27 protein-coding genes and 1 pseudogene are annotated in these 26,841 nt (G+C 71.1%); 14 read left to right on the plus strand and 14 right to left on the minus strand.

The genetic code is table 11. The features are described from left to right. Window positions 1-21: 21 nt before the first annotated feature. Together BSB02_RS02100 and BSB02_RS42865 are read right to left on the minus strand one after the other, a co-directional pair. Window positions 22-660, minus strand: a complete 639-nt coding sequence (locus BSB02_RS02100) for a hypothetical protein (protein ID WP_084955949.1) — start codon at window positions 658-660, stop codon at window positions 22-24. Between the two features lies 1 nt (window position 661). Next, on the minus strand, window positions 662-787 hold the full coding sequence (locus BSB02_RS42865; RefSeq protein ID WP_276206304.1) for a hypothetical protein: 126 nt from the start codon (window positions 785-787) through the stop codon (window positions 662-664). Between the two features lie 602 nt (window positions 788-1,389). Between BSB02_RS42865 and BSB02_RS02110 the strand changes: the two genes are divergently transcribed. From BSB02_RS02110 to BSB02_RS02130, 5 genes are all read left to right on the plus strand, one after another. Next, window positions 1,390-2,250: a helix-turn-helix domain-containing protein gene (locus BSB02_RS02110; protein ID WP_084955953.1), complete on the plus strand. Its 861-nt coding sequence runs from the start codon at window positions 1,390-1,392 to the stop codon at window positions 2,248-2,250. Between the two features lie 69 nt (window positions 2,251-2,319). Continuing rightward, the gene (locus BSB02_RS02115; RefSeq protein ID WP_084955955.1) at window positions 2,320-2,538 is read left to right on the plus strand and encodes a DUF397 domain-containing protein; all 219 of its coding nucleotides are present in this window, start codon (window positions 2,320-2,322) and stop codon (window positions 2,536-2,538) included. A 139-nt stretch (window positions 2,539-2,677) separates the two neighbouring features. After that, window positions 2,678-3,748 (plus strand): CapA family protein, encoded by a 1,071-nt coding sequence (locus tag BSB02_RS02120; RefSeq protein WP_206184466.1) that lies wholly within the window; start codon window positions 2,678-2,680, stop codon window positions 3,746-3,748. Window positions 3,749-3,766: 18 nt separating this feature from the next. Further along, entirely contained in the window at window positions 3,767-4,684 is a 918-nt protein-coding gene (locus tag BSB02_RS02125) for an alpha/beta fold hydrolase (protein WP_084955959.1), read from the plus strand. 127 nt (window positions 4,685-4,811) lie between these two features. Continuing rightward, window positions 4,812-5,378: a TetR family transcriptional regulator gene (locus BSB02_RS02130; RefSeq protein ID WP_084955961.1), complete on the plus strand. Its 567-nt coding sequence runs from the start codon at window positions 4,812-4,814 to the stop codon at window positions 5,376-5,378. Between the two features lie 21 nt (window positions 5,379-5,399). On the opposite strand, the gene BSB02_RS02135 is transcribed toward BSB02_RS02130, so the two are convergent. Then, window positions 5,400-5,684, minus strand: a complete 285-nt coding sequence (locus tag BSB02_RS02135; protein WP_084955963.1) for a hypothetical protein — start codon at window positions 5,682-5,684, stop codon at window positions 5,400-5,402. A gap of 185 nt (window positions 5,685-5,869) precedes the next feature. Here BSB02_RS02135 and BSB02_RS02140 point away from each other — a divergent pair, with 185 nt between their 5' ends. Beyond that, window positions 5,870-6,400: a tetratricopeptide repeat protein gene (locus BSB02_RS02140; RefSeq protein ID WP_240506107.1), complete on the plus strand. Its 531-nt coding sequence runs from the start codon at window positions 5,870-5,872 to the stop codon at window positions 6,398-6,400. A 63-nt stretch (window positions 6,401-6,463) separates the two neighbouring features. Here the strand turns inward: BSB02_RS02140 and BSB02_RS02145 are convergent, their stop codons facing one another. From BSB02_RS02145 to BSB02_RS02175, 7 genes and pseudogenes are all read right to left on the minus strand, one after another. Then, window positions 6,464-7,039, minus strand: a complete 576-nt coding sequence (locus BSB02_RS02145) for a hypothetical protein (protein WP_084955967.1) — start codon at window positions 7,037-7,039, stop codon at window positions 6,464-6,466. Between the two features lie 187 nt (window positions 7,040-7,226). After that, window positions 7,227-9,803 (minus strand): ATP-dependent chaperone ClpB, encoded by a 2,577-nt coding sequence (gene clpB / locus BSB02_RS02150; RefSeq protein WP_084955969.1) that lies wholly within the window; start codon window positions 9,801-9,803, stop codon window positions 7,227-7,229. A gap of 87 nt (window positions 9,804-9,890) precedes the next feature. After that, window positions 9,891-10,214, minus strand: a pseudogene (locus tag BSB02_RS02155) (heat shock protein transcriptional repressor HspR); the annotation flags it as partial. Window positions 10,215-10,218: 4 nt separating this feature from the next. After that, on the minus strand, window positions 10,219-11,391 hold the full coding sequence (gene dnaJ, locus BSB02_RS02160) for a molecular chaperone DnaJ (RefSeq protein WP_084955973.1): 1,173 nt from the start codon (window positions 11,389-11,391) through the stop codon (window positions 10,219-10,221). A 35-nt stretch (window positions 11,392-11,426) separates the two neighbouring features. After that, window positions 11,427-12,098 carry a nucleotide exchange factor GrpE gene (gene grpE / locus BSB02_RS02165; RefSeq protein WP_240506108.1) on the minus strand — a complete coding sequence of 224 codons (672 nt, stop codon included), beginning with the start codon at window positions 12,096-12,098 and terminating at the stop codon, window positions 11,427-11,429. 31 nt (window positions 12,099-12,129) lie between these two features. After that, window positions 12,130-13,989 (minus strand): molecular chaperone DnaK, encoded by a 1,860-nt coding sequence (gene dnaK / locus BSB02_RS02170; RefSeq protein WP_084955975.1) that lies wholly within the window; start codon window positions 13,987-13,989, stop codon window positions 12,130-12,132. A gap of 189 nt (window positions 13,990-14,178) precedes the next feature. Beyond that, window positions 14,179-14,586 carry a hypothetical protein gene (locus BSB02_RS02175; RefSeq protein WP_084955977.1) on the minus strand — a complete coding sequence of 136 codons (408 nt, stop codon included), beginning with the start codon at window positions 14,584-14,586 and terminating at the stop codon, window positions 14,179-14,181. 97 nt (window positions 14,587-14,683) lie between these two features. Here BSB02_RS02175 and BSB02_RS02180 point away from each other — a divergent pair, with 97 nt between their 5' ends. The 6 genes from BSB02_RS02180 (at window position 14,684) to BSB02_RS02205 (ending at window position 20,907) form a co-directional block, all read left to right on the plus strand. Then, complete coding sequence (locus BSB02_RS02180) at window positions 14,684-15,598, plus strand: proline dehydrogenase family protein (protein WP_240506109.1); 915 nt, start codon at window positions 14,684-14,686, stop codon at window positions 15,596-15,598. Window positions 15,599-15,625: 27 nt separating this feature from the next. Further along, entirely contained in the window at window positions 15,626-16,423 is a 798-nt protein-coding gene (gene proC / locus BSB02_RS02185; RefSeq protein ID WP_084955979.1) for a pyrroline-5-carboxylate reductase, read from the plus strand. A gap of 81 nt (window positions 16,424-16,504) precedes the next feature. Then, on the plus strand, window positions 16,505-17,704 hold the full coding sequence (locus BSB02_RS02190) for an MFS transporter (protein ID WP_084955981.1): 1,200 nt from the start codon (window positions 16,505-16,507) through the stop codon (window positions 17,702-17,704). Window position 17,705: 1 nt separating this feature from the next. Then, window positions 17,706-19,046 (plus strand): efflux RND transporter periplasmic adaptor subunit, encoded by a 1,341-nt coding sequence (locus tag BSB02_RS02195; protein ID WP_158088535.1) that lies wholly within the window; start codon window positions 17,706-17,708, stop codon window positions 19,044-19,046. Continuing rightward, window positions 19,043-19,726, plus strand: coding sequence for an ABC transporter ATP-binding protein (locus BSB02_RS02200; RefSeq protein ID WP_084955985.1), 684 nt, complete (start codon window positions 19,043-19,045; stop codon window positions 19,724-19,726). The genes BSB02_RS02195 and BSB02_RS02200 overlap by 4 nt, the downstream gene beginning before the upstream one ends. Then, on the plus strand, window positions 19,723-20,907 hold the full coding sequence (locus BSB02_RS02205) for an ABC transporter permease (RefSeq protein ID WP_084955987.1): 1,185 nt from the start codon (window positions 19,723-19,725) through the stop codon (window positions 20,905-20,907). Before BSB02_RS02200 ends, BSB02_RS02205 begins: the two co-directional genes overlap by 4 nt. 1 nt (window position 20,908) lies before the next feature. Here BSB02_RS02205 and BSB02_RS02210 read toward each other — a convergent pair whose 3' ends face one another. The 4 genes from BSB02_RS02210 to BSB02_RS02225 all read right to left on the minus strand — a co-directional run bounded on the left by BSB02_RS02210 (window position 20,909) and on the right by BSB02_RS02225 (window position 24,382). Beyond that, the gene (locus tag BSB02_RS02210) at window positions 20,909-21,646 is read right to left on the minus strand and encodes an ABC transporter permease subunit (protein WP_084955989.1); all 738 of its coding nucleotides are present in this window, start codon (window positions 21,644-21,646) and stop codon (window positions 20,909-20,911) included. Then, complete coding sequence (locus BSB02_RS02215) at window positions 21,643-22,533, minus strand: ABC transporter ATP-binding protein (protein WP_084955991.1); 891 nt, start codon at window positions 22,531-22,533, stop codon at window positions 21,643-21,645. Before BSB02_RS02215 ends, BSB02_RS02210 begins: the two co-directional genes overlap by 4 nt. Before the next feature lie 80 nt (window positions 22,534-22,613). Next, window positions 22,614-23,270 carry a response regulator gene (locus tag BSB02_RS02220; RefSeq protein WP_084955993.1) on the minus strand — a complete coding sequence of 219 codons (657 nt, stop codon included), beginning with the start codon at window positions 23,268-23,270 and terminating at the stop codon, window positions 22,614-22,616. After that, on the minus strand, window positions 23,267-24,382 hold the full coding sequence (locus tag BSB02_RS02225) for a sensor histidine kinase (protein WP_143590145.1): 1,116 nt from the start codon (window positions 24,380-24,382) through the stop codon (window positions 23,267-23,269). Before BSB02_RS02225 ends, BSB02_RS02220 begins: the two co-directional genes overlap by 4 nt. Window positions 24,383-24,523: 141 nt before the next feature. Here BSB02_RS02225 and BSB02_RS02230 point away from each other — a divergent pair, with 141 nt between their 5' ends. Continuing rightward, window positions 24,524-25,687: an acetoin utilization protein AcuC gene (locus BSB02_RS02230; protein WP_084955997.1), complete on the plus strand. Its 1,164-nt coding sequence runs from the start codon at window positions 24,524-24,526 to the stop codon at window positions 25,685-25,687. 62 nt (window positions 25,688-25,749) lie between these two features. After that, complete coding sequence (locus tag BSB02_RS02235; RefSeq protein ID WP_084956000.1) at window positions 25,750-26,532, plus strand: phosphatase; 783 nt, start codon at window positions 25,750-25,752, stop codon at window positions 26,530-26,532. The last annotated feature ends 309 nt before the right edge of the window (window positions 26,533-26,841 follow it).

Here is a 26,841-nt window from a genome sequence, read left to right on the forward strand (position 1 = left end):
CGGGGCTCGCTCTCACAGGGATCACAGAGAGCTGAGGATCCTCGTGCGATCAGGCGGCTCCTCGGCGGACGCGGCGGTCACGGGCACCCAGCTCCCGCCGTACAGCCGCTCGAGGCCGGGGGCGAACACGCCCGGCGTCTCGTCGCGGCGCACGATCTCCAGCAGCAGCACGTTGGACCACTTGCGGTGCCGGTAGACCCGCGCGGCCCTGGCGAAGCAGGCCGCCGCGAGCTCCGGCGCGTAGGCCTCGAACTCCTCGGCCGAGATCCCGGCCCTGGTGAGGATGAGCGCCTTCTCCCCGGCCCGGCTCGGCGTGATCCACAGGACCAGCGGGATCCGGCCGGTGCTGGTGTGCATCGTCGTCTCCAGGCAGGTGCGCTGGATGCGGTGCCGGGAGATCACGCACCAGGCTCGGGCCGTGAACCAGTTGCGCCCGAACCGCGTGGCGGCGGGCACCGCCACCATCCCGGCCAGCGCGAGCAGGGAGCCCCACGAGCGCTGGTCGACGACGGTCAGCACCGCGACCGTGACCAGGGCGAGGGCGGCGAGCAGCAGCAGCTCGGTCCGCATCCGCCACAGGCGCGTCAGCGGCCCGGAGCCGCCCCGCGGCGGCTCGTAGGGCGGGTAGATCTGGTTGCGCGGGTTGCGTGGCGACGCCATCTCAGATCACCTCCTCCGGCACGCGGGCCTTGCGCTGGTCGAAGCGCGGGTCCCGGTAACGGCGTGACCCAAATCCGGTTTTCGTTACGGTCCAGCCGCGCCGGTGGGCGAACTCGTCGGGTTCCATGCAGATCTCCCGATCGGCCCACGCGATGAGTTCCCGGATCCAGGACTTGAATCGGCTGAGCCCCTTGGTACCTTGTGGGTACATAGAAGACCCCTTTCGCGGCATTACTTAAGGTGGGCTTCTCAAGCCGGGTCGCTGGCTGATGGCTCGGACGTCGTGGGTGGCAGCCCTTGGACGACGCCGGGCGACCAGTCGGCGGCTCGGCTTTTTCGCGGGTCTGTGCGGCGAAACCTCCTCCCTGCGGGGCGGTGCGTATGGGTTCGACGGCGCCGTTGCCGGGAGGGCGGGAGGCCGGGGAACTCGGGACCGGTTCGCAGGTGACCTTGGCCTCCTGGCCTGATGGTCCCCCGGAGTTCTTCTTGCTGCAAGTCTCAGAGCAAGAGAAAATTTGAATTTCTTCGCACGTTGCGATGCCGATTGTCGTGCAACTTGCACGACATGGGCGTTTCCTGGGGTTACGCTGCTGTAACGCGACGATTGCATGAGGGTCCGGCAACTATGCTCATGCAAGTTGCAGTGTAATATGAGCCGCGTGGCCCGAATCGGCGGGCCCAAACGATCCTCTGCGGCTACACCTTCATTCCCTGTGAGGAGGGGAGCGGGTGGCACGTAAACCGGCCAGTCCGACTGTCCGTCGGCTCAAGCTGGGACAGGAGTTGCGCCTGCTCCGGGAGCGTAACAACCTCACGGGGACGATGGTGGCCAGACGGCTGGGCTGGTCGCCCAGCAAGGTCAGCAGGATCGAGTCCTCCAAGACCATGCCCAGCGCCGCGGACATCGAGGCGCTGGCCCGCGTGTTCTCCGCCGACGACGACAAGCTCGAGGAGCTGCTGTCGTTGCTCCGCGACGCGGACCAGCGGGGGTGGTGGGAGGACTATGAAGGCTCCTTGCCGGAGGAGACCATAACGCTCTTCGGCCTGGAGGCGGAGGCGATCGCGCACCGGAGCTGGGAACCCCAGGTGGTGTCGGGACTTCTCCAGACAGACGATTACGCCCGCGGGGTCATCGAGGCCTCCCGGGCGATCTCGCGCATCACCCAGACGGGTGTCCGCAAGAGGGTGGAAGCCCGTCTTGATCGCCAGCAGTATGTGCTGCACCGTCCGGAGCCACCGGAGATGATCGTGGTGATGGACGAGTCGGTCTTATTGCGGCGGATCGGGGACCCTGCCGTGATGCGCGAGCAGCTTGGACATCTGCTCGAGGTGTCCGTGCTGCCCCACGTGAGCATCCAGGTCCTCCCCCTGGACGGAGAGCATCCGATCAACACCGGGGGTTTCATCCACCTGAGCTTCGCAGACCTCGACGACGCGCTCTACCTGGAGTCCCTCTATGGCGGGCGCATCGTCGAAGATCTCGAGCTGGTGGCGGACTACGAGCTCGCGTTCGAGCAACTCCGCTCGGCGGCGCTGTCGGAGGACGAGTCTCGCATCCTCATCCAGCGTCGCCTCATGCAGTGGCGCTAGCTGCCACGAAGCGGTGACCGGCACCAATGGGGCTGTCGGCCCGCTTTTCACTATAAGGAAAACAGTCAGATGGAAAACGGAATCGACTGGCGGAAGAGCCGTCGTTGCAACGGCAGCTCCGCGTGCGTGGAATTCGCGCAGCTCGCCGACGGCAACGTCGCGATCAGGGACAGCAAGCAGCAGGACGGACCGGTCCTGGTCTTCACTCCGGAGGAGTGGGAGGCGTTCACGGCAGGTGTCCGTGACGGCGAGTTCGATCTCCCCGTGCTGCAGCCTTCGGCCGGGTAAGCGGCCATCCGCCTTCGGCCCGAGCCCGGTGGACGGGCCTGCGGCCGCGTAGTGTCCAGCCGATCGCGGCGGCTTCCGAAACCGCCGCGATCGTATCCTTTGTCCCCTGTTTGACCCGGGCATGGCATGCTCATTGCCTATGAGACTTCGCCGTCCCCTCGCGGTCGTAGCCCTCGCCGTCCTGTCCGCCTGCTCGCCCGCCGAGTCGCAGCCGCAGGCCAAGGCGCTCGGCCAGAGCTCGATCCCCCCGATCGAGCAGGACAAGGCGGAGCAGGAGGCCAGGCCGTACACCATCGCCTTCGGCGGGGACGTGCACTTCGAGGGCGCGTTGCGGGCCCGGCTGAGCGAGCCGCGGACGGCGCTCGGGCCGATCGCCAAGGTGCTCGGCCGGGCCGACCTGGCGGTCGTCAACCTGGAGACGGCGATCACCACGGGCGGCACGCCCGCGCCCGGCAAGCAGTTCACCTTCCGCGCCCCCGCCTCGGCGCTGACCGCGCTCAAGGCCGCCGGCGTCGACGTCGCCTCCATGGCCAACAACCACGGCATGGACTACATGGAGACCGGCCTGGCCGACTCCCTGGCGGCCATCAGGAAGAGCCGGTTCCCGGTGATCGGCGTCGGCAAGGACGACGACGAGGCCTACAAGCCCTTCCGCAAGACCGTCAACGGCAACAAGGTCGCGATCATCGGCGCCACCCAGGTGCTGGACGCCGAGTTCATCCAGTCCTGGAGCGCGGGCCCGGACAAGCCCGGCCTCGCCTCGGCCAAGGACGAGCCCCGCCTCCTGCAGGCGGTACGGCAGGCGCGCAAGACCTCAGACACGGTGATCGTCTACCTCCACTGGGGCACGGAACGGCAGGGCTGCCCCAACCCCGCCCAGCTCTCGCTCGCCCCCAAGCTGATCAAGGCGGGCGCGGACGTCGTGGTCGGCGGCCACGCCCACCAGTTACTCGGCAGCGGCTACCTGAAGGGCGCCTACGTCAACTACGGCCTGGGCAACTTCGTCTTCTACAACTTCGGCCCCGTCACCGGCCGCACCGGCGTGCTGACGCTGACGATCAAGGGGCGCAAGGTGCTCAAGGACGTCTGGACGCCCGCCGTGATCCAGAGCCCCGGCCTGCCGATCCCGCTCCAGGGGCAGGCCGCCCGCCAGGCCGTCGCCGACTGGAAGGCGCTGCGCGGCTGTGCGGGGCTGGCCGCCAAGCCGTGAACCGGCTAGTTTTGGACTGTGCGTCTAATAAGCTCGGGCGACGTACGGCTGGCGCTCCACGAGGAGGGCGACGCCGCCCGGCCGGCGATCCTGCTCCTTCACGGCTATCCCGACACCAGCCGGGTGTGGGACGAGGTCGCCGCGCTGCTGCGTGACCGCTTCCGCGTCGTCCGCTACGACGTGCGCGGAGCCGGCCGGTCGTCGGCGCCGCGCGACCGGCGTCACTACACCTTCGACCACCTGGCCGCCGACCTGGCCGCCGTGCTGGAGGCCGTCGGCGCCCCCAGGGTGCACCTGGTGGGCCACGACTGGGGCTCCATCCAGCTGTGGGAGGCCCTCTCGCGCCCCGCCATCTCCCAGACGGCCGCCTCCTTCACCTCCATCGGCGGGCCCGGGCTGGACCAGGCGGCCCACTTCTTCCGGTACGGCGAGCGCCGCGCGGTGCTGGGCCAGCTGGCCAGGTCGTGGTACATCGGCTGCTTCCAGGCGCCCCTGCTGCCGGAGCTGGTCTGGCGCACGCTGGGCCCGCGGCTGCTCGGCCGTACGCTCAGAAAGGAAGGGGTGCGACCACGGCCGGGACATCCGGCTCAGACCCTCGCCAGGGACGCCGCGAACGGGCTGGGCCTCTACCGGACCGCCATGCGGGGCCGGCTGCGCCGGGCCGGGGACCCGCGCGTGCCGGTGCCGGTCCAGCTCATCGAGACCACCCGCGATCCCTTCGTCTCCCCGCGGCTGCTCGCCACGCTCGCGCGGTGGGCGCCGGCCTGCTGGCGCCGCGAGGTGGCCGCCGGGCACTGGGTGCAGCGCAGCCACCCCGGCGTGGTGGCGCGGATGGTCGCCGAGTTCGTCACCCATGTCGACGGCGGCCCGCCCAGTCCCGAGCTCCGGCGCTCCAAGGCTCCGAGCTTCCCGGGAAAACCGTCGATTGGGCGGTAGGGACGACCATGTTGGGAGGAAGATGGAACTCGTGCCAACCCCCCGGATCGACGGTGACGACTGCCGGGAGCCGACTCCGCTGCGTCGCCGGCCAACTCAGCGCCGTAGCGCCCGCCGCGTCGAGCGCATGCTCGACGCCTGCGCCGACCTCCTGGACGAGATCGGTTACGAGGCGCTCTCGACCACGCGCATCGCCGAACGCGCCAAGGTGGCGATCGGCTCGGTCTACCAGTTCTTCCCCGACAAGCGGGCCATCACCCAGGAGGTGACCAGGCGCAACGTCGAGCAGTTCGTCTCGCGCGTGGGCGCCAGGTTCCTGGAGGAGGACTACCGCGACTGGTGGGAGGCCGTGGACGCCATCATCGAGGAGTACGTCGACATGCACCGCACGGTGCCGGGCTTCAAGAGCCTGCACTTCGGCGACGTGGTCGACCTGAACCTCCTCGACAGCGACTCCGAGAACAACACCGTCATCGCCGGACGCCTGCGCGGGCTGCTGCTCAAGGAGTTCGGGCTGGCCGACAGCCACGAGCTCGACGTGGCCATGCTGGTGGCGGTGGAGGCCGGAGACGCCGTGCTCAAACTGGCCTTCCGCCGTCATCCCGACGGCGACCCCGAGATCATCTCCGCCGCCAAGCTGCTGATCAGGGAGTTCCTGCCCCGCCAGCTCAACCTGGCGCCGGGGAGCGGTTAGGGAGGCGGAGGCGGAGGCGTCCTAAGGTGCCCGCTTCTTGTGCGGCTTCGGCTCCGGCGCGGGCACCAGGGCCGCGGCCACCGGCGGCACGGTGGGCAGGGGCGGGGCCAGCTCGCAGGCCTGGGCGTAGCCGGCCGTCCTGGTCAGCAGGCTCTGGCCGCGCTGCAGCCGCAGCTCCAGCGCGTGCAGGCGCTGCTCGGCCGCGGCGATGGCCTCCATCCGCCCCGTGAAGTAACCCGCCGCGCCCGGGATGACGGCGGACAGGACGGCGATACAAGCGAGAGTGAAGGTCAGCTGCCTCCCCATCGCACCCTCCCTCCCTCGCGTCGCACGAGTTATATGCCCTTTGTCCGGAAGCGACACGCGGAAAGTAGGCACCGTTGCACGAAACGTTGCCGAACCTGTGCCAACTCCGCTCAACCGCTCAGCCTCCGGCATCCGCTGTGCGCAATGCCGAGGCGAAACCGAAGACCGATCGGTAGTCTCGCGGTGTGGCGCATGTGACCCGTGAGCACCTTGATCGCCTGCTTGAGCTGGCCCTTCTGGTCGACGACCACGCCTCGCTGGCGGGGCGGCTCGACGATCTCGCGATGACCTATACCACCGGCGACGTCTCCAGGGCGGCGATCCTCGTCCTGGCCGCCGAGGAGTGGCGGGCCGCGGGACAACCGGGCCGCGCGCTCGACTGCTACCAGCGCGCGCTGGACGACGGCGGCGAGTCCAGCGTCGACCCCCGCGCGGGCATCGCCGACACGCTGTTCGAGCTGGAGCGGCCCGAGGAGGCCAGGGAGGTCATCGAGGACATCAGGAGCGAGGGCGGGGTGCGGGCGCTGACCGCCCACAGCATCGCCGAGACCCTGGCCGCCTACGGCGACCTGGCCGGCGCGCACGAGTGGGCGACGCAGGCCGTGCTGGCCTGCGCCCCCGACGATCCCGAGCACCTGGCCATGCTGCGCACCCGCTACCGCATCCGGGTCGACCTGGGCCTGCCGGAGGACGAGCTCGACGCCCTGGTGTCGTGACACGGCGAAGGGGCCGCCGTGACGGCGGCCCCCCTCGGGCCTTGAGCGGGCGTTACCCCGGGCTCACCCGATGCTGACCCCGGCGAGCGACGGCAGCCCGACCGGGCCGGTGAGGTTGCGCAGAGACGGCAGCTCGCCCGTCACCTGCCTCTTGATCCTCTTGGCCTTGGGCCCGCCCTTGATCCTCGGCTTGGACACCTGCACCCGCTCCACGGTGCTGCCCATGCGAGGCAGCTGCGGCAGCTGCCTGACGCTGTTCGGCACGGCCTGGGTCGGCGCGTTCGGCAGGCCGGGCACGTCCGGGTAGTCGGCCATCCGCGCCACCGGCCGCGCCGGCGCCGTCACCTTCCCGGGTACAGCGGGCGCGCCCGCGCCGGCGGCCACCCCGCCCATGTCGGCGACGCTCAGCACGGCCGACGTCTTGGCCATGCCCGGCAGCCCCACCCGCTTGGCGAGCGTCTCGGCCGACCGCAGCGCGTGGCTGTCGGCGGGGGCGGGAGTCTTGCCCCAGTAGTTGGCCGACGCCCTGGTGTCGGCGTTTTCGTCGCACACCGTGGCCACGGTGGACGGGGCTTCGAGCAGTTCGACGGGCGAATCGGACTGGCACTGGGTCGCCGCCAGGGCGGTCCCGGCGGCCATCCAGGTCACCCCCGCCGTGAGCGTGGCAACGGCGAGGATGCTACGGATTTTCCGTGATGACACTTCACGTCCCCCTGATCGTGTTGCGATCCGACGAACGCTGAAGCTAGTGACGATCGGGGGGCCGTAGCGGGCCCTTGCCGGAAGAGTGGGGAAGTGTTGAACCACCGCCCCACCCGCTCCGGCGTCAGGCCCGCTTGACGATCAGCTCGTCGTCGCCCAGGTCGACCAGGACCTTGTCGCCGTCGACGATCTCGCCGGCCAGCACCGCCCTGGCCAGCTGGTCGCCGATGGCCGACTGCACCAGCCGGCGCAGCGGGCGCGCGCCGTACAGCGGGTCGTAGCCGGTGAGCACCAGCCAGTCGCGGGCGGCGGGCGTGACCTCCAGCGACAGCCTGCGGTCGGCCAGCCGCCTGGCCAGCCGCTCGACCTGCAGGTCGACGATCTTGCCCAGCTCCTCGGTGCCGAGCGCGTCGAACAGGATGACGTCGTCGAGCCGGTTGAGGAACTCGGGCTTGAACGCCTTGCGCACGGCCGCCATGACCGCCTCGCGCTTGGCCTCGGCCTCCAGCGAGGGGTCGACGAGGTACTGCGAGCCCAGGTTGGAGGTCAGGATCAGGATCGTGTTCCTGAAGTCGACGGTACGGCCCTGGCCGTCGGTCAGGCGGCCGTCGTCGAGCACCTGCAGGAGGATGTCGAAGACCTCCGGGTGGGCCTTCTCGACCTCGTCCAGCAGCACCACGGTGTACGGCCGGCGCCGCACGGCCTCGGTGAGCTGGCCGCCCTCCTCGTAGCCGACGTAGCCGGGCGGGGCGCCCACGAGCCGGGCCACGCTGTGCTTCTCGGAGTACTCGCTCATGTCGATGCGGGTCATCGCCCGCTCGTCGTCGAACAGGAACTCCGCCAGCGCCTTGGCCAGCTCGGTCTTGCCCACGCCGGTGGGGCCCAGGAACAGGAACGACCCGGTGGGCCGGTCGGGGTCGGCGATGCCGGCGCGGCTGCGCCGTACGGCGTCGGAGACCGCGCGGACCGCCCGCTGCTGGCCCACCAGCCGCCTGCCCAGCTCCTCCTCCATCCGCAGCAGCTTGGCGGTCTCCGCCTCCATCAGCCGCCCGGTGGGGATGCCGGTCCAGGAGGAGACGACCTCGGCGATGTCGTCGGCGCCGACCTCCTCCTTGACCATGGGCGCGGACTCGGCCTCCTGGGCCGCGGCCGTGGCCGCCTCCAGGTCCTTCTCCAGCCGCGGGATCACGTCGTACAGCACCCGCGAGGCCTCGGCGTAGTTGCCCTCGCGCTGGTAGCGCTCGGCCTCGCTGCGCGCCGCGTCCAGCTGCTTCTTCAGGTCGCCGACGCGGTTGAGCCCGGCCTTCTCCCGCTCCCAGCGGGCCACGAGGGCGTTGAGCTCCTCCCGCCGGTCGGCCAGCTCCTGGCGCAGCCGCTCCAGCCGCTGCTTGGAGGCCTCGTCGGTCTCCTTGGCCAGCGCCAGCTCCTCCATCTTCATCCGGTCGACGTCGCGCTGGAGCTGGTCGATCTCCACGGGACGGGAGTCGATCTCCATGCGCAGCCGCGAGGCGGCCTCGTCGACCAGGTCGATGGCCTTGTCGGGGAGGAAGCGGCTGGTGATGTAGCGGTCGGACAGCGCCGCCGCGGCCACCAGGGCGCTGTCGGCGATCTGCACCTGGTGGTGCGCCTCGTAACGGCCCTTGAGCCCGCGCAGGATCGCGATGGTGTCCTCGACGCTCGGCTCGCCCACGTACACCTGCTGGAAGCGGCGCTCCAGGGCGGGGTCCTTCTCGATCCGCTCGCGGTACTCGTCCAGCGTGGTCGCGCCGATCATGCGCAGCTCGCCGCGGGCCAGCATCGGCTTGAGCATGTTGCCCGCGTCCATGGCGCCCTCGGCCGCGCCCGCGCCCACGACGGTGTGCAGCTCGTCGATGAACGTGACGATCTGGCCGTCGCTTTCCTTGATCTCGTTCAGCACGGCCTTGAGGCGCTCCTCGAACTCGCCGCGGTACTTGGCGCCCGCGACCATCGCGCCCAGGTCGAGCGCGACCAGGCGCTTGTTCTTCAGCGACTCCGGCACGTCGCCCGCCACGATGCGCTGGGCCAGGCCCTCGACCACGGCGGTCTTGCCGACGCCCGGTTCGCCGATGAGCACGGGGTTGTTCTTGGTGCGCCTGGAGAGCACCTGCACCACGCGGCGGATCTCGGCGTCGCGGCCGATGACCGGGTCGAGCTTGCCCTCGCGGGCCCGCTCGGTCAGGTCGACGCCGTACTTCTCCAGCGCCTTGTAGGTGTCCTCGGGAGTCTCGCTGGTGACCCGCGCGTGGCCGCGGACCTTCTCGAACGCCTCGAGAAGGGCCTGCGGGGTCGCGCCGTACTGCTTGAGCAGGTCGGCCGCCTGCCCCCCGTCGGTCGCCAGGCCGACCAGCAGGTGCTCGGTGGAGACGTACTCGTCCTCCAGCCGCTTGGCCTGGTGCGCCGCGGTGTTGAGCACCGTCAGCAGCTGGCGCGAGCTGGAGGGCGCGCTGACCGTGGCTCCCTGCGCCTTGGGGAGGGCGGCCAGCAGCTGCTCGTTCTTCGCGCGGATGGCCTTCCAGTCGGCGCCGACGGCCTCGAGCAGTGGCACCGCCGTACCGCCCGTCTGGGTCAGCAGGGTGCTGAGCAGGTGGGCGGGGGAGATCTCGGGATTCCCCTCAGCCGCCGCCCGGCGCATGGCCCCCGCCAGCGCCTCCTGGCTCTTCGCGGTCAGCTTGTAATCCATGTTCCTTTGCCTCGCTCTGCTCGGCTGCGCCGGACGCCTTGAGGGCGCCCGGCGCTTATCTCATGCCCCCGGTGGGAGTTCGTATCTGATCAGTGCCCTGATCATGCTGATCTCGGCACGCAGGCGGTGCACCTCCTCGCGCAGGCGCAGCGCCTCGTTCTCCAGCTCGAGGATCCGCTTGATGCCCGCGAGGTTGATCCCCTCCTCCTGGGACAGGCGCTGCACCTCGCGCAACTGCAGGATGTCGCGCATGGAGTAGAGCCGGCCCCGCCCGGCGGTCCGCCCGGGGCAGACCAGCCCCAGGCGGTCGTACTGCCGCAGGGTCTGCGGGTGCAGACCGGAGAGCTGGGCCGCCACCGAGATCACGTAGACGGGTGTGTCGTCGGAAAGGTCGAAGTAGTTGGCGTCCATGAGCTCACTCGCTTCTGGCCTTCTCCAGGAGTCCTGCGCGCGGGTCCTCGCCCGCCGTGGCGTCGCGGAACTCGGTCAGGAGCTCGCGAGCCTTGTCGTCGAGGTGCTTGGGCACGACCACCTCGAAGGTGACCAGCAGGTCCCCCTTGGTGCCGTCCTTGCGCGCCACCCCTCGTCCACGCACCCGCTGGACCTGGCCGTTGCGCGTCCCCGGCGGGATGCGCACGGTCACCGGCATGCCCTTCAGCGTGGGGACCTTGATCTCCGCGCCCAGCGCCGCCTCCGCGAACGTGACCGGCACGGTGATCGTCAGGTTGTCGCCCGACCGGCCGAACACCGCGTGCGGCTTGACGTGGGTGAGGATGTACAGGTCCCCGGGCGGCCCGCCGTTCTCGCCCGGCGCGCCCTTCCCCTTGAGCTTGACCCGCTTGCCGTCGTCGACGCCCGCGGGGATGCGGGCCTGGATGGTGCGGGTGCTCTTGGCGCGCCCGCTGCCCTCGCACACCGGGCAGGGGTTGTCCACGATCAGCCCGCGGCCCTTGCAGTCGCGGCAGGGCTCGGAGAAGGCGAAGGACCCCAGGTTGCGGCTGGCCGCACCGGTGCCCTCGCAGGTCGGGCACACCCTCGGGGTGGTGCCCGCCCTGGCTCCCGTGCCCGAGCACGCGGCGCACGCCGCGGAGCTGGTCAGGCGGAGCGAGACGGTGGTGCCCAGCACCGCCTCGGTGAAGGACAGCGTCACCTCCGACTCGATGTCCTGCCCCCGGCGCGGCCTGGTGCCGGTGGTCGTACGGCCCGCGCCGCCGCGGTTGAACAGCCCGCCGAACAGGTCGCCGAGCCGGTCGGTCGGGCTGCCGCCCTGCTGCGAGCCGCCGAACAGGTCACCGAAGTCGAACGGGAAGCCGCCCCCGCCGCCGCCGACCCTGACGCCGCCCACGCCGGAGCCGAACAGCGTGCGGGCCTCGTCGTACTCCTTGCGCCGCTTGGGGTCGGACAGCACGTCGTAGGCCTCGGAGACCTCCTTGAACTTGGTCTCCTTCTCCGGATTGCCGTGGTTGGCGTCGGGGTGGTACTGCCTGGCCAGCTTCCGGTAGGCCTTCTTGATCTCCTCGGCCGAGGCGGTCTTGGGCACACCAAGGACCGCGTAGTAGTCCTTCTCCAAGTAGTCCTTGGTGCTCATCGACGGTCTCCAAGCCGCTTGTTAGATGACAAGTCCTATTCCTCAGCCGCGGATCCGGGTTCCTCTCCCGGCTCCGCCACGGCGACCCTGGCCGGGCGCAGGATCCTGTCGCCGATCCGGTAGCCGGGCTGGAGCACCTCGATGCAGGTGGGCTCCGTGACGTCCGGCGAGTAGCTGTGCATCAGCGCCTCGTGGACGGTCGGGTCGAAGGGCTCGCCCTTCTGCCCGAACGCGACCAGCCCCAGCTTGGTCAGCGCGGACTCCAGCGACTCGGCCACCTTCGCGAAGCCGCCGGTCAGCTCGCCGTGGTCGCGGGCCCTGCCGATGTCGTCCAGGACCGGCAGCAGCTCGGTCAGCGCCCCGGCCACGGCCTGCTCGCGCACCACGGCCCGGTCCCGCTCCACCCGCTTGCGGTAGTTGATGTACTCCGCCTGCAGGCGCTGCAGGTCCGCGGTCCGCTCGGCGAGCAGGTCCGCCTCCGCGCCGGCCAGGATCTGGCTGCCCTTGCCGGACGCCTCGCCCTTGGCCTGCTCGGCCTCCCCGGCCTGCTTGGCCTGCGCGTCGGCCTGGGCCTCAGGCTGGGCTCCGGCCTGGGCCTCCGCCTGAGCGGTCCCGGCCTCGGGCTCGCCGGCCGCCTCGGCGGCCGGCTCCTCCCTGTGCCTGGCCTGCCCCGTCTCCGGGTCGATCTTCCTGTTGTCGCGGATCACCGGCGCTTCCTCAGCTCCGTTCCCACTCACGTCACTGGTCCTTCTTGGGCTCGTCGTCGACGATCTCGGCCTCGACCACGTCCTCCTCGGCCTTGGCCTGGCCGGCGGTGGCGCCGGTGTCCTGGGCGCCGGAGGAGGCGGCCTGCGACTGGGCGTAGATCGCCGACCCCATCTTCTGGCTGACGGTGGCGAGCTTCTCCGCCGCGTTGCGGATCGCGTCGACGTCGGTGCCCTCCAGGGCCTTCTTCACCTCGGCGATCGCGTCGTTGACCTCGGTCTTGACGTCGGCCGGGATCTTGTCGTCGTTCTCCCTGACGAACTTCTCCGTCTGGTAGACCAGGCCGTCGGCGTTGTTGCGGGTCTCGGCCTCCTCGCGGCGCCGGCGGTCCTCCTCGGCGTACTGCTCGGCCTCGCGCTGCATCCGGTCGATCTCGTCCTTCGGCAGGGCGGAGCCGCCGGTGATGGTCATCGTCTGCTCCTTGCCTGTGCCGAGGTCCTTGGCGGAGACGTTGACGATGCCGTTGGCGTCGATGTCGAAGGTGACCTCGATCTGCGGGATGCCGCGCGGCGCCGGGGCGATGCCGGTCAGCTCGAACGTGGCCAGCTTCTTGTTGTAGGCCGCGATCTCACGCTCGCCCTGGTACACCTGGATCTGCACCGACGGCTGGTTGTCCTCGGCCGTGGTGAAGACCTCCGAGCGCTTGGTCGGGATCGTGGTGTTGCGCTCGATGATCTTGGTGAAGATGCCGCCCTTGGTCTCGATGCCCAGCGACAGCGGGGTCACGTCGAGCAGCAGGACGTCCTTCACCTCGCCCCTGAGCACGCCCGCCTGCAGCGCGGCGCCGATGGCGACGACCTCGTCGGGGTTGACGCCCTTGTTCGGCTCCTTGCCGCCGGTCAGCTCGCGCACCAGGTCGGTGACGGCGGGCATGCGGGTCGAGCCGCCCACGAGCACGACGTGGTCGATGTCGGACACCTTGATGCCGGCGTCCTTGATCACCTGGTGGAAGGGGCCCTTGCAGCGCTCGAGCAGGTCGGCGGTGAGCCGCTGGAACTCGGCGCGGGTCAGCTTCTCGTCCAGGTGCAGCGGGCCCTCGGAGGAGGCGGTGATGTAGGGCAGGTTGATCGAGGTCTCCGACTGCGCCGACAGCTCGATCTTGGCCTTCTCGGCCGCCTCGCGCAGCCGCTGGAGGGCCATCCTGTCCTTGGACAGGTCGACGCCGTGCGCGTTCTGGAACCGCTTGACCAGCTCGTCGACGATGCGCTGGTCCCAGTCGTCGCCGCCCAGGTGGTTGTCGCCCGAGGTGGCCCTGACCTCGACGAAGCCGTGGCCGTCCTCGGAGCCGACGTCGAGCAGCGAGACGTCGAAGGTGCCGCCGCCCAGGTCGAAGACCAGGATGGTGTGGTCCTTCTCCTTGTCCAGGCCGTAGGCCAGCGCGGCCGCGGTCGGCTCGTTGATGATGCGCAGGACGTTCAGGCCCGCGATCTGGCCGGCCTCCTTGGTGGCCTGGCGCTGGGCGTCGTTGAAGTACGCCGGGACGGTGATGACCGCGTCGGTGATCTTCTCGCCCAGGTAGGCCTCGGCGTCCTGCTTGAGCTTCTGGAGGACGAAGGCGCTGATCTGCTGCGGCGTGAACTTCTTGCCGTCGATCTCCTTCGACCAGTTGGTGCCCATCTCGCGCTTGACCGACCGGATGGTGCGGTCCACGTTGGTGACGGCCTGCCGCTTGGCGACCTCGCCGACCAGGACCTCGCCGTTCTTGGCGAAGGCGACGACGGACGGCGTGGTCCGCGAGCCCTGCGCGTTGGCGATGACAGTGGGCTCGCCGCCCTCGAGAATCGCGACGACGGAGTTCGTCGTCCCCAGGTCGATACCTACCGCACGTGCCATGAGTTCGTCCTTGTAGTCAAAGTTGAGTTGGTTAGACTCAACCTATGGATGGTTGCGGTCGTTGTCAAACGACTTGAGCCTACTTCACTCAACCTCTGTGAGTGCGCGTGGATTCCCGTTCACCAAAACGGACGAGCGCACAGAAAAGGGGCCCCGAGCGGGGCCCCTTGGCGCGGCGCAGGCGTGGGGTCAGGACTTGGCGCCGTCCACGATCTTCCGCTTGCCCAGCGGCTTCTTCAGCTTGACGGTGTAGGTCTTCTCGATGGCCAGCATGATGCAGGACATGTCGCGCGCCTTCGGCGCGGTGCCCTCGTAGAGGGTGATCGTCACGCGCTTGGCGGTCTCCTTGACCTTCACGCGGTCGAGCACCGTGCACGGCTCGACGCCCGACCACCACACGAGCTTGACCGCCTTGCCGCGGGAGACCGGCTTGGCGCTGGTGAAGGGGACCTTGCGCGTGTCGACGGCGTCGCCGACGGGCTTGACCGGCTTGGGGGTCGGGGCGGGGGTCTGGGCGCTGGCCGCCGGTGAGACGCTCACCGGCTTGTCGGGGGCGGGAGCGGCGGACTGCGTGGCTCCACAGGCCACCGTCAGCATCAGGCATCCGGTTATGAGCGTTGCTGTGCGCATACCCCCATGACGGATCACGAAGGGGCCGGGTTCAAGAGTCAGAGCCGACGGTTATGGTGATCCTGTGTTCCCGCTGTTCCCGCGTCCGGCCGCGCACCCGCTCCGCCAGGTCCTGCTGGCGGTCTCGCGCAGCGAGCGCGCCGAGCGGCTGGTCACCTCCTCGCCGCTGACCAGGGGCGTGGTCCGGCGGTACGTGGCCGACGACGTGGGCGCGGTCGTCGACGAGCTCACCCGCAAGGGGCTGCTCGTCACGGTCGACCACCTGGGCGAGGAGGTCGCCGACCCCGCCCAGGCCGAGGGCACCGTGCGGGCCTACCTCGCGCTTCTCGGCCGGCTCTTCCCCGGCGCCGACGTGTCGATCAAGCTCACCGCGCTGGGCCTGCGCCTGTCGGAACGGCTGGCCCTCGACAACGCGGCCACCGTCTGCGAGGCCGCGGCGCGGCATGGCGTCACGGTCACGCTCGACGCCGAGGAGCACGACACGATCGACGCCCTGATGTCGATCCACTCGACCCTGCGCAAGGAGCACCCCGACGTGGGCGTTGTCGTGCAGGCCTACCTGCCGGAGGCCGCCGAGCGCTGCCGGCGGCTGGACGGCGCGAGGGTACGGCTCTGCAAGGGCGCCTACGAAGCGCCCACCGGCCTTGCCGGCCCCCGGCAGATCGACCGGTCCTTCGTGCGGTGCATGCGCATCCTGATGGCCGGCGACGCCTACCCCATGATCGCCACCCACGACCCGCGGCTCATCGAGATCGCCTCGACGCTCGCCGTCCTGCACGGCCGCGACGCCTCGGGCTTCGAGTACCAGATGCTGTACGGCGTGCGCCCCGACGAGCAGGAACGCCTGGCCCGCCTGGGACAGCGGGTGCGCGTGTACGTGCCCTACGGCTCCGATTGGTACGCCTATCTCATGCGCCGCCTGGCCGAGCGCCCGGCGAACCTGCGCTTCCTCCTCAGGTCGCTGCTGTCCAGGCGATAGCGAGCCCGGCGTTAGTAAGCTGCCTGCATGATTGCGATTCTGGGCACCGGCAAGATGGGTGAGGCCCTGTTGTCCGGCCTGCTGCGCGCCGGGTTCAAGCCCGGGCAGATCATGGCCACCGTGCGGCGGCCGGACCGCGCGGCGGCGCTGCGCGAGACCTACGGCGTGCAGGTGGTCTCCAACACCGAGGCGGCCAAGAGCGCCGACACGCTGATCCTGGCGGTCAAGCCGCAGGACATGGCGGGCCTGCTGGCCGAGATCGCGCCCTACGTCCCGGCGGACCGGCTGGTCATCACCGCCGCCGCGGGCATCACGACGGCGTTCGTGGAGCAGCGGCTGGGCGTGGACGTGCCGGTGGTCAGGGTGATGTCGAACACGCCGATCCGGTTCGACGAGGCCATGAGCGTCATCTCGGCGGGCGCCCACGCGGGCGAGGAGCACCTGAGGCGGACCGAGGACCTGCTCAGGCCGGTCGGCAAGGTGCTGCGCATCCCCGAGTCGCAGCAGGACGCGGCCACGGCGCTGTCGGGCAGCGGCCCCGCGTACTTCTTCTACCTCGTCGAGGCCATGGTCGACGCCGGCATCCTGCTGGGCATGCCGCGGGCCGCGGCGCTCGACATGGTCATCCAGTCCATCGTCGGCGCGGCCGTCATGCTGCGCGACTCGGGCGAGCATCCGGTGATCCTGCGCGAGGCGGTCACCTCGCCGGGCGGCACGACGATCGCGGCCATCGCCGAGCTGGAGCGCCACAGCGTGCGCGCGGCGTTCCTGGCGGCCATCGAGGCGGCCCGCGACCGCGGCCGCGAGCTCGCCTCCGGCGGCTGACGGCCCCCGACATCCGCGAGGCGTCCACGGGCCGAAAACCGGTGGACACCTCATACTTAACAAGCCTTACTGTCTCGGTCCATGTGGACCAGGGACTTCCGCCTCTTCTTCACCGCACGGACCGTCTCCATGCTGGGCGCGGCCATGACGCCCGTGGCCACCGCGCTCGGCATGCACGGCGCCGGCTACGGCGCGACCGGGGTCGGCCTGGCGCTGGCCGCCTGGATGGCGCCGATGGCGGGGCTGATCCTGTTCGGCGGGGTCTTCATGGACCGTTTCACGCCGCGCAGGATGATGGTCGGCGCCGATGTGGCGCGCACGCTCACGCAGGCGGCGATCGGCGGCCTGTTCCTGGCGGGCCGCCCCGAGCTGTGGCAGGTCCTGGTCCTGACGGCGGTCTCCGGCGCGGCGGCGGCCATGTATCACCCGGGCGTCGCGGGCACGATCCCCAGGATCACGTCCGACGTGCAGCGCGCCAACGCCGCCCTGCGCGTCTCCGAGGCGATCATGCAGCTCGTGGGCCCCGGCCTGGCCGGCCTCCTGGTCGCGCCGGCGGGCGTGTGGGTGGTCTTCTTCGCCGACGCGGCCGGGTTCGCCGTCAGCGCGGCGAGCCTGCTGCTCATGCGCACCCGGGTGCCCGCCGCCGCCGAGGAGCCGATGCTGGTGCGGCTGCGCGCGGGCTGGCGCGAGTTCAGCTCGCGGACCTGGATGTGGAGCGTCATCCTCATCTGGGTGATCTTCGGTGTCACCCTGTTCGGCCCGCTGATCCCGCTCGGCTCCGTGCTCGTCACGAGCGCGTACGGCCAGGCCGCCTACGGGCTGGTGATGTCGGCGTCCGGGGCCGGCACGATCATCGGCGGGCTCGTCGCCCTGCGGATCCGCCCGGTGCGTCCCCTCGCGGCGGGCGGGCTGGCCATGTTCCTGTTCGCGCTGGAGCCGCTGACCCTCTCGGCCCAGGCCCCGCTGGGCGTCATCATGGCCGGGCACGTGCTGGGCGGCGCCGGGTGGGCCTTCTGGTCGGTGATGTGGGCCACCAGCGTGCAGACCCATGTGCCGCAGCACGCGCTCAACCGCGTCAGCGCCTACGAGATCGGCGGCTCGGTGATGGCGATCCCCGTCGGGCAGGCGCTGGCCGGGCCGGTCGCGAGCGTCACGAGCGAGACCGACGTGCTGGCCGTCTCCGCCGCCGTGTCACTCGCCGGGAGTCTCGCGCTGCTGGCCGTACCCCAGATCAGGAGGCTCGGCCGCAAGACCGCCGAATGCTCCTCCTACGATGGGTGAGGTGACGGTTCGTCGCGGAATCCCCTCGCTCGTCGTCTTGCTCGCCCTGGCCGGATGCTCCTCCGATGAGGCGCCCCAGGTCCAGTTCGGCGAGGTCAAGCGCGCCTCGGTGACCGAGGTGGTCGAGGCCCCCGCCACCATCGGGGCACGGGCCACGGCCACGCTGCGTTCACCCGCGCAGGGGACCATCGCCAAGCTCTACGTGCGTGACGGGGATCGGGTCGAGAAGGGCCAGATCCTCGCCAAGATCCGCTCTCCGCAGGCCGAGGACCAGCTCAAACAGGCGCGCAAGGCCGCGAGGACACCCGCCGCGCCGTCGTTCGGCGTGCCCGCGGTGCGGCTGGCCTCCTTCGACGCGCTCAAGCGCCAGGCGGCCCAGCACTTCGCCAAGGCGCGCGCCCACGCGGCCAAGGTCGAGGACCCGAGAGTCCGGCAGCAGCTCCTGTCGGCCATCAAGCTGGCCGAGGCGCAGCACCGGGCGCAGAGCCGTACCCTCGACAAGGTCATGGCGGACCTCAGCCGGTCCATCGGCGGCATGCTGTCGCAGGCCACCAGCGGCTTCGCGGCGTCCATGAACTCGCTGCGCGCCGCCACGGCCGCCCAGTCCAAGGCCGCGGTGAGGCTCGCCGAGGACACCGTCAAGGGGCTGACGATCAAGGCGCCCTTCTCGGGGATCGTCACGCTGGGCCGGGCCTCGGGCGGGAGCGGCGCGCCGAGCTCGCTGAGCGGCCTGCTCAGCCAGGTCCCCGGAGCCGCGCAGCAGCTTCCCTCCACCGCGGGCGCGCCGGGCGGGACCCCGGTCGCGGCGGGCGTGCCGGTGGCCGCGGGCGACGCGATCGTCACCGTGACCGACGTGTCGGAGCTGACGCTGTCGGCGGACATCGACGAGACCGACGTGCTGCTCGTCAAGGAGGGCACGGAGGCGACCGTCGAGCTCGACGCCGTCCCCGGCGCGAGCTACACCGCCGAGGTCACCGGCGTGGGCGTCACCCCGATGGAGGCCTCCACCGGCGGGGTCAGTTACCCGGTACGGCTCAGCCTCGGCAAGGGCGTCTTCGACGACGGCAGCAAGGCGCCCACCCCCAAGCCCGGGATGAGCGCGGTGGCCCGGCTGACCGTCCGCGAGGCCCCCGACGCCGTGTCCGCCCCCACCTCCGCGATCGTGACGAGCGGCCGGGACAGCGTGGTCTGGGTGGTGCGCGACGGCAGGGCCGAACGCCGCGTCGTCAAGCTCGGCGCCCAGGGCGAGACGCTGGTGGAGGTCGTCAGCGGCCTGTCCGTCGGCGAGCGCATCGTCGTCAGGGGCGCCGACTCGGTACGGCAAGGCCAGCAGCTGACATGAGCGCGCTGGAGGCCGTCGACCTGGTCAGGACCTACCGGCTCGACGGGGTCTCGGTGGACGCGCTGCGCGGCGTCACGCTGACCGTCGAGCCGGGGGAGTTCGCGGCCATCCTGGGCCCGTCCGGCTCGGGCAAGTCCACGCTCATGCACCTGCTGGGCTGCCTGGACCGGCCCACGTCGGGCGTGTTGCGCGTGGGCGGCGTGGAGGTCGCCGGGCTGTCCGACGCCGAGCTGGCCGAGCTGCGCAACCGCACGATCGGGTTCGTCTTCCAGTCCTTCCACCTGCTGGCGCGCACCTCGGCGCTGGAGAACGTGGCCCTGCCGCTCGTCTACCGGGGCGTGCCGCGCGCCGAGCGGCTCGCCCGCGCCCGCGCCGCCCTGGAGTCGGTGGGGCTCGGCCACCGGCTGGACCACCGCCCCTCGCAGATGTCGGGCGGCGAGCAGCAGCGGGTGGCCATCGCCAGGGCGCTGGTCGGCGAGCCGGAGGTGCTGCTGGCCGACGAGCCCACCGGCAACCTGGACACCCGCAACGGGTCGGAGGTGATGAGGATCCTCACCTCACTCAACGAGGAGCGGGGCGTGGCCGTCGTGCTGGTCACCCACGAGCCGGAGATCGCCGCGCACGCCCGCAGGCAGATCCACGTGCGCGACGGCCTGATCGAAGCGGACACCCGGTCATGAGGCGGCGCGAGGCGTTCCTGATCGCGCTGGAGGCGTTGCGGGTCAACCGCATGCGCAGCGGCCTGACCATGCTGGGGGTCATCATCGGCGTGCTGTCGGTGGTGATCCTCGTGTCGGTCGGCACCGGGGCCAAGGACACCATCGAGCGGGAGATCTCCGGCCTGGGCAGCAACATCATCCTGGTCGTTGCCGGGCGGCTGAACGTCGCCGCGGCCCCCACCCAGGGCCGGCTGACCCTGGAGGACGCCGCCTACGTGGGCCGCGTCGTCGGCGACCCGTCCCGGGTGACGGTCTCCCTGCAGTCGGGCGAGACGGTCCGCGTGGGGCAGGCCGAGCAGTTCGCCACCGTCGTCGGCACCGACCACAACCTGCCCAACGTCTTCGACCGGCCGCTGGACAAGGGCCGCCACCTCAGCGAGACCGACGTCGACACCCGCCGCCGGGTGGCGATCCTCGGCGCGGAGGTGGCCGACCGGCTCTTCGGCGACGTGGACCCGATCGGCCGCCAGGTCTCCATCGCCGGGGCGCGCTTCCGCGTCGTGGGCGTCTACGCCACCGTCGGCGCGACCTTCGGCGTGGCCAGGGACCAGGAGGTGCACGTCCCGGTCACGACCGCGCAGCGGCTGTTCGGGCTGCCGCGGCTGAACGGCATCGCCGTGGGCGCCTCGGGGCCCGACGAGGTCGAGCCGCTCCAGCGGCGCATCGTGAGCGCGCTGGAGCAGCGCCACCCCGGCGAGCCGTTCTCGGCCGTCACCCAGACGCAGCTGCTCGGCACCATCGGCACGGTCATCGACATGCTCACCGGCGTGCTGGCCGCCATCGCGGGCATCGCGCTGCTCGTCGGCGGCGTCGGGGTGTCCAACATCATGCTCGTCAGCGTGCGCGAGCGGACCCGCGAGATCGGCCTGCGCAAGGCGCTGGGCGCCCGCCAGCGGGACGTCCTCACCCAGTTCCTCATCGAGGCCGTGCTGCTGACGACCATCGGCGGGATCATCGGCATCCTGCTGGGCGTCGGCGGCTCGCTCGCGATCGGGGCGTTCACGCCGGTGCCGACCTCGATCACGTGGTGGTCGATCGCGCTGGCGTTCTGCGTGTCGGCGGCCGTGGGCGTGTTCTTCGGTGTGGCCCCCGCCCGCAGGGCCGGACGGCTCGACCCCGTCGTCGCGCTGCGGGCGGAGTGAGTCAGGCGTCCCTGCGCTGGAGCAGGACGGCGGCGACGGCCATGGTGACCGCGATCCAGCCCAGGTAGACCGCGTAGCCCTGCCACGGGCCCAGCGTCCCCGGCGTGTGCACCAGGTCCATCACCCGCCGCCCGGCGTTGAGCGTGACGAAATCGGAGGCACGGCCGGGCAGCAGCGTGGACAGCTGCGGCGCCACCATGGTCATGGCGATGACCGCCACGACGGCCCCGGCCGTGTGCCTGATCAGCGCGCCCAGGGCGAGCCCGAACAGCCCGCTGGCGGTGAGGAGCAGCGCCGCGCCGACCAGGGCACGCAGCACACCGGGATCGCCCAGGGAGACGGCCACAGGGGTGTCGCGCAGCAGCACCTGGGTCAGGAAGAACGCCGCGAAGGCGATCAGCAGCGTGTACGCCAGGGACACGGCGGTGAACACCACCGCCTTGCCGGACAGGAGCCTGAGCCGTTGCGGCACGGCCTGCAGCGAGGTGTGGATCATGCCGGTCCGGTACTCGCCCGAGATCACCAGCACGCCGGTCGACGCGAGCACGAGCAGGGCGAACGGCATCCCGGCGAGAGCCACGTCGAGACCGTTCAGCCCGCCGGGGGCGCCCTGGTTGACGACCGTGATGCTCCTGAGCACCGCGATGCCGACCAGGATCACGCCGGTCACGGCGAGCGTCCAGACCGTGGACCGCACCGAGCGGAGCTTGGTCCATTCGGACCGGAAGATGTCGATCATGCGGAGTACTCCAGACTGTCCTTGGTGAGCTCCATGTAGGCCGCCTCGAGCGTGGGTTGCACGGACGTGAGCTCCTCCAGCTCCAGGCCGGCGCGTGCGGTGAGCGTGCCGATCTCCAGCGGCGTCATCCCCGTGACCCGCAGGTGGTCGTGGTGGAGGTCGCCGGCGCCCAGCAGCGCGTACACCTCGGCCAGGTGCGGCGAGCGCACCCGCACGTATCCCTGCGAGCTGCGGGCGATGAACTCCGCCACGCTCGTGTCGGCGATCAGGCGGCCCTTGCCGATGACGACGAGGTGGTCGGCCGTCTGCGCCATCTCGCTCATCAGGTGGCTGGAGACGAAGACGGCCCTGCCCTCGGCCGCCAGCTTGCGCATCAGCGTGCGTATCCAGAGGATCCCGTCGGGATCCAGGCCGTTGACCGGCTCGTCGAACAGCAGGATCTCCGGGTCGCCCAGCAGCGCGGCCGCGATGCCGAGCCGCTGCGCCATGCCGAGCGAGAACCCGCCGATCCGGCGCCCGGCGACCTTCTCCAGGCCCACGAGCTCCAGCACCTGGCCCACGCGCTCGCGCGGCAGGCCGTTGCTCTGGGCGATGGCCAGCAGGTGGTTGTGCGCGCTGCGCCCGCCGTGCACCGCACGCGCGTCGAGCACCGCGCCCACCTTGCGCAGGGGATGCCTCAGCTTCCCGTACGGCACGCCGCCGACGAGGACCGAGCCGGAGGTGGGCCGGTCGAGTCCGAGGATCATGCGCATCGTCGTGGACTTGCCCGCGCCGTTCGGGCCGAGGAAGCCCGTCACCCGTCCGGCCGCCACCTCGAACGACAGGTCGCTCACGGCCGTGGTCCTGCCGTAGCGTTTGGTCAGGTTCGTCGCCTTGATCGGGGTCATGCCTCCAGGGTCCGCGGCGCGCGCGGCGAAAACCTCCTGCCGCGGAACCGTTCGGCGCGGCGGCCTCTGGGAGCCGGGTCCTACTCCCCGGGGGTGACCAGTCCCGCCTCGTAGGCGGCGATGACGGCCTGCGCCCGGTCCTTGACGCCGAGCTTGGCGAACAGGCTCGTCACGTGGTTCTTCACGGTGGACGGCGAGACGCCCAGATCGCCGGAGATCTCGGTGTTCGACCGGCCCCTGGCGATCAGGGTCAGCACGTCGCGCTCGCGATCGGTGAGTTCGGGCAGGGGCGTGCGGGATCGCCGGGGCGCCCGGCCGGCGCGGACGAACGTCCCGATCAGGCGGATCAGCAGCCGGGGAGCGACCGCCGCCTCGCCCCGGTGCACCACGCGGACCCCTTCCACCAGCTCCTCGGGAGACACGTCCTTGGGCAGGAAGCCGTGTGCGCCCGCCCTGAGCGCCGCCACGACGTTCTCGTCCAGGTCGAAGGTGCTCAGCACGAGGACCCTGGTCGACGGCAGCTCGGCGGTGATCAGCTCGGTGGCGGCGATGCCGTCCATGCCGGGCATGTGCAGGTCCATCAGCACCACGTCCGGCCGCAGGTCGCGGCTGAGCCGTACCGCCTGCTCGCCCTCGGCGGCCTCGCCGACCACGCGGATGCCGGGCTGGGCGTCGAGCATGAGGCGGAAGCCGGTGCGGGCCAGCGCCTCGTCGTCGGCCAGCAGAACCGTGATCACTGCTGCTCCAGCGGAAGGTAGGCGTACACGCGGAAGCCGCCATGCCGGCGGGATCCGGTCTCCAGGCGGCCGCCGCACAGCGCCACCCGCTCGGCCATGCCGCTCAGGCCGTACCCGGAGGAGCCGCCCTTCGCGCCCGGGCCGTCGTCGAGCACCTCCACCTCGACCGCGTCGGCGAGGTAGGCGAGGCGGACGCCGGCCCGCGCTCCGGGGGCGTGCTTCCTGCTGTTGGTGAGGGCCTCCTGGACGACCCGGTAGACCGCGTGGTCGACCGACGCGGGGAGCGGGCGCGGGGTCCCGGTGACCTGGAGGGAGGCGTTCCTGGACTGCTCGACGAGGGCGGGCAGGCGCTCGACGCCGACGCCCGTGGCCGCGTCCGGTCCGTCGCCGTCGTCGGCCCTGAGCACGTGGAGTAACTGGCGCATCTCGGCGAGGGCCTGGCGGGCGGTCTGCTCGGCCGACGCGAGCGCCTCGCGGGCGGCGGCCGGCTCCGGCGGCAGGACGGCGCGGGCCCCGCCGACCAGCGCGTTGATCACGCTCAGATGGTGGGCGACCACGTCGTGCAGCTCGCGGGCGATGCGCCGCCGCTCGGCGCGCACCGCCGCCTCGGCACGCTCCTGCTGCCCGCGTTCGACCAGCTCCGCGCGCAGCCGTACCAGCTGGCCCACGATGGTCGGCAACGCGATGCCGATCACGACGGAGAGCATCGGGCCGACCGCGGACTGCGGTCTGCCGGGCTCGTAGAACCCGTACACCGCCATGCCCATGTAGGCCAGCGTGACCGCGCCCGCGGTGATCGCCGTGGTACGGCCCGCGGTGTAGCGGCCCAGGCTGTAGAGGGCGATCACCAGCGGCACGTTGCCGGACTCCGTCAGGCCGCCGGTCTGTGCGGCCAGATTGACCAGGGCGACCGCCGCCGTGGCCGCGACGGGACGGCTGCGCCGTACCAGCAAGGGCAGGGTCGCGACGCCGAACACCACGGCGCCCCAGGCGTCGTGGCCGGCTCCCCGCAGGAAGCCGGAGACCGCGCCCAGCCCCGAGACCAGGGCGAACACGGCGACCAGCGCGGTGTCCTGCACCCTGGGGCTGCGGAGGAAGGCGATCAGCCGCACGCACCGCACCCTAACGCGCCCGCAAGCGGAACAAACGAGGATCTTTCATCCCGGTGAAGCTCGGCGCACCATGCTCGCAGGCGGGTGACCACCGGCCGTGACGGCTGCGGTAACGTCGCCACGAGAACGAGGAGGACTGTGATGGCTGGACGGGCGCGGGTGATCTGGGACGACGCCCTCACCTCCTACAACTTCGGTCCCGGGCATCCCCTCGCGCCCATCAGGGTCGAGCTGACCATGGCGCTGTCGCGCGAGCTCGGCGTGCTGGACAAGGCCGACCTGGCGGGCTGCGCCCCGGCGAGCGACGACGAGCTGGCGCTGGTCCACAAACGCGACTACATCGAGGCGGTCAAGCGGGTCTCGGCGGACGGCAGGCCGGACCTCACCGTGGGGCTGGGGACGCCGGACAACCCGGCCTTCGCGGGCGTGCACGAGGCCTCCGCGCTGATCGCGGGCGCGTCGCTGGCCGCCGCCCGGGCGGTCTACGAGGGTACGGCGGAGCACGCGGTCAACGTGGCGGGCGGGCTGCACCACGCGATGGCCGGACTGGCCAGCGGGTTCTGCGTCTACAACGATCCGGCGGTGGCGATCGCGTGGCTGCTGTCGCGGGGCGTGTCAAGGATCGCCTACGTGGACGTGGACGTCCACCACGGGGACGGCGTGCAGGCGTTGTTCTACGACGATCCGCGGGTGCTGACCATCAGCCTGCACGAGAGCCCCCGCACGCTGTTCCCGGGGACGGGGTGGCCGGAGGAGACCGGCGCCGAGGGCACGGCGGTCAACGTCGCCCTCCCGGCCGGGTGCGGCGACGCGGGATGGCTGCGGGCCTTCCACGCGGTCGTGCCCCCGCTGCTGCGCGAGTTCGCGCCGGAGGTGCTGGTCACCCAGCACGGGTGCGACAGCCACGCGCTGGACCCGCTGGCGCACCTCATGCTCAGCGTGGACGGGCAGCGGGCGGCCTACCAGGCGCTGCACCGGCTGGCGCACGAGACGGCCGGCGGGCGGTGGATCGCCACCGGGGGCGGGGGGTACGAGCTGGTCCAGGTCGTGCCGCGGGTGTGGACGCACCTGATCGCGGAGGCCTCCGGGCACCCTCTGGACCCGTCGACGCCCACGGGCGAGGCCTGGCGGGCGCTGGTGCGCGAGCGCACCCGGGAGACGCCGCCGCTGACGATGACGGACGGGCGGACGGCGGAATTCCACGATATTTCCGGCGGTTATGACCCGTCAGACCCCATCGACCGGGCCATCATGGCGACGCGCAACGCGGTCTTCCCGCTCCACGGGCTGGATCCCATGCCCTGACGGGGCCGCGGACGGCGGGGCGCGTAAGCTCCCGAAGGGTGCCACGAGAAAGGGAGGCCTCAGTGCTCAGCCGCGACGAACTCCGCGAGCACCTGATCAGGACCCGCATCGCGGGCGACGTCGCGACCTCTCGCGAGAACAACCTCGACCACTACGCCTCCCTGGCCAACCGCGACCCGAGCTACACCTTCGGCCTGAGCTTCGAGCAGGAGTGGTCCTTCCGCGACATCCTCGCCCTCATGGCCAAGTCCGTGGGCGTCAGCCCCGACCCCGCCCACCACGCCGGCCAGGACACCATCGACCCCGACCGCACCATCGACGCCCTGGACGCCATGGCCGACCGCATCGCCGCGGCGCTGCGGAAGGACAGCCCGAAGCTACTGTTCGCGACCGGCCATCCCACCGGCCTGCTGGCCATCCACCTGGAGCTGGCCCGCCTCGCCAGGGAACGCGGCGCCACGCTGCTGTCCCCGGCCGAGGGCTGGGCCTACTACGGCTCGGGGTTCGGCCGCCGCCGGGTGATCCGCTACCTCGGCGACGTGGCGATGCTCGACGACCGCGGCGGATTCGTGCACACCCACGACGCCGCGCCGATGGAGGCGATGATCGCCGCGATGGGCGGCGAGCGGCCCGACCTGGTGGTCGCCGACCACGGCTGGGCGGGCGCCGCGGCGGAGGCGGGCATCCCGACCGTGGGCTTCGCGGACAGCAACGACCCCGCCCTGTTCCTCGGCGAGGCCGAGGGCAAGATCGACGTGGTCGTCCCGCTCGATGACAATGTGCTGCCAAGATATTACTCTCCGTTGACAGAGTGGCTCGTCACAGGAGTCTCACGAGCCAGCTGAGTCCGATTCGGCCCTCCCTATACCGTCTTTTCGCGCCTGCATTTGGGGAGGCTTGTCGTCCCTTTGCCAACTCTTGGGAGGGGTGGGGCGACTCTTATGTGTACGAAGTTGTCCAGACTCGACCTTGAGGCGAGGGGCTCGGCCCGGCTGCTGGCCAGCGTGTTTGCGCGTTTGGCTGACAGGGGGCTCCGGAGACTGAGAAAATAGGGGGTTTGCGCACCCGGAGTCCCGACTTACGCTGACGGCAGTAGACGTGCGTGAGCAATGGCACCAGTGGGGATAACCCGGAAACACGTGCGGAAGAGGCGT

This window comes from Thermoactinospora rubra, assembly GCF_002093975.1.
GTDB lineage: Bacteria > Actinomycetota > Actinomycetes > Streptosporangiales > Streptosporangiaceae > Nonomuraea > Nonomuraea rubra_A.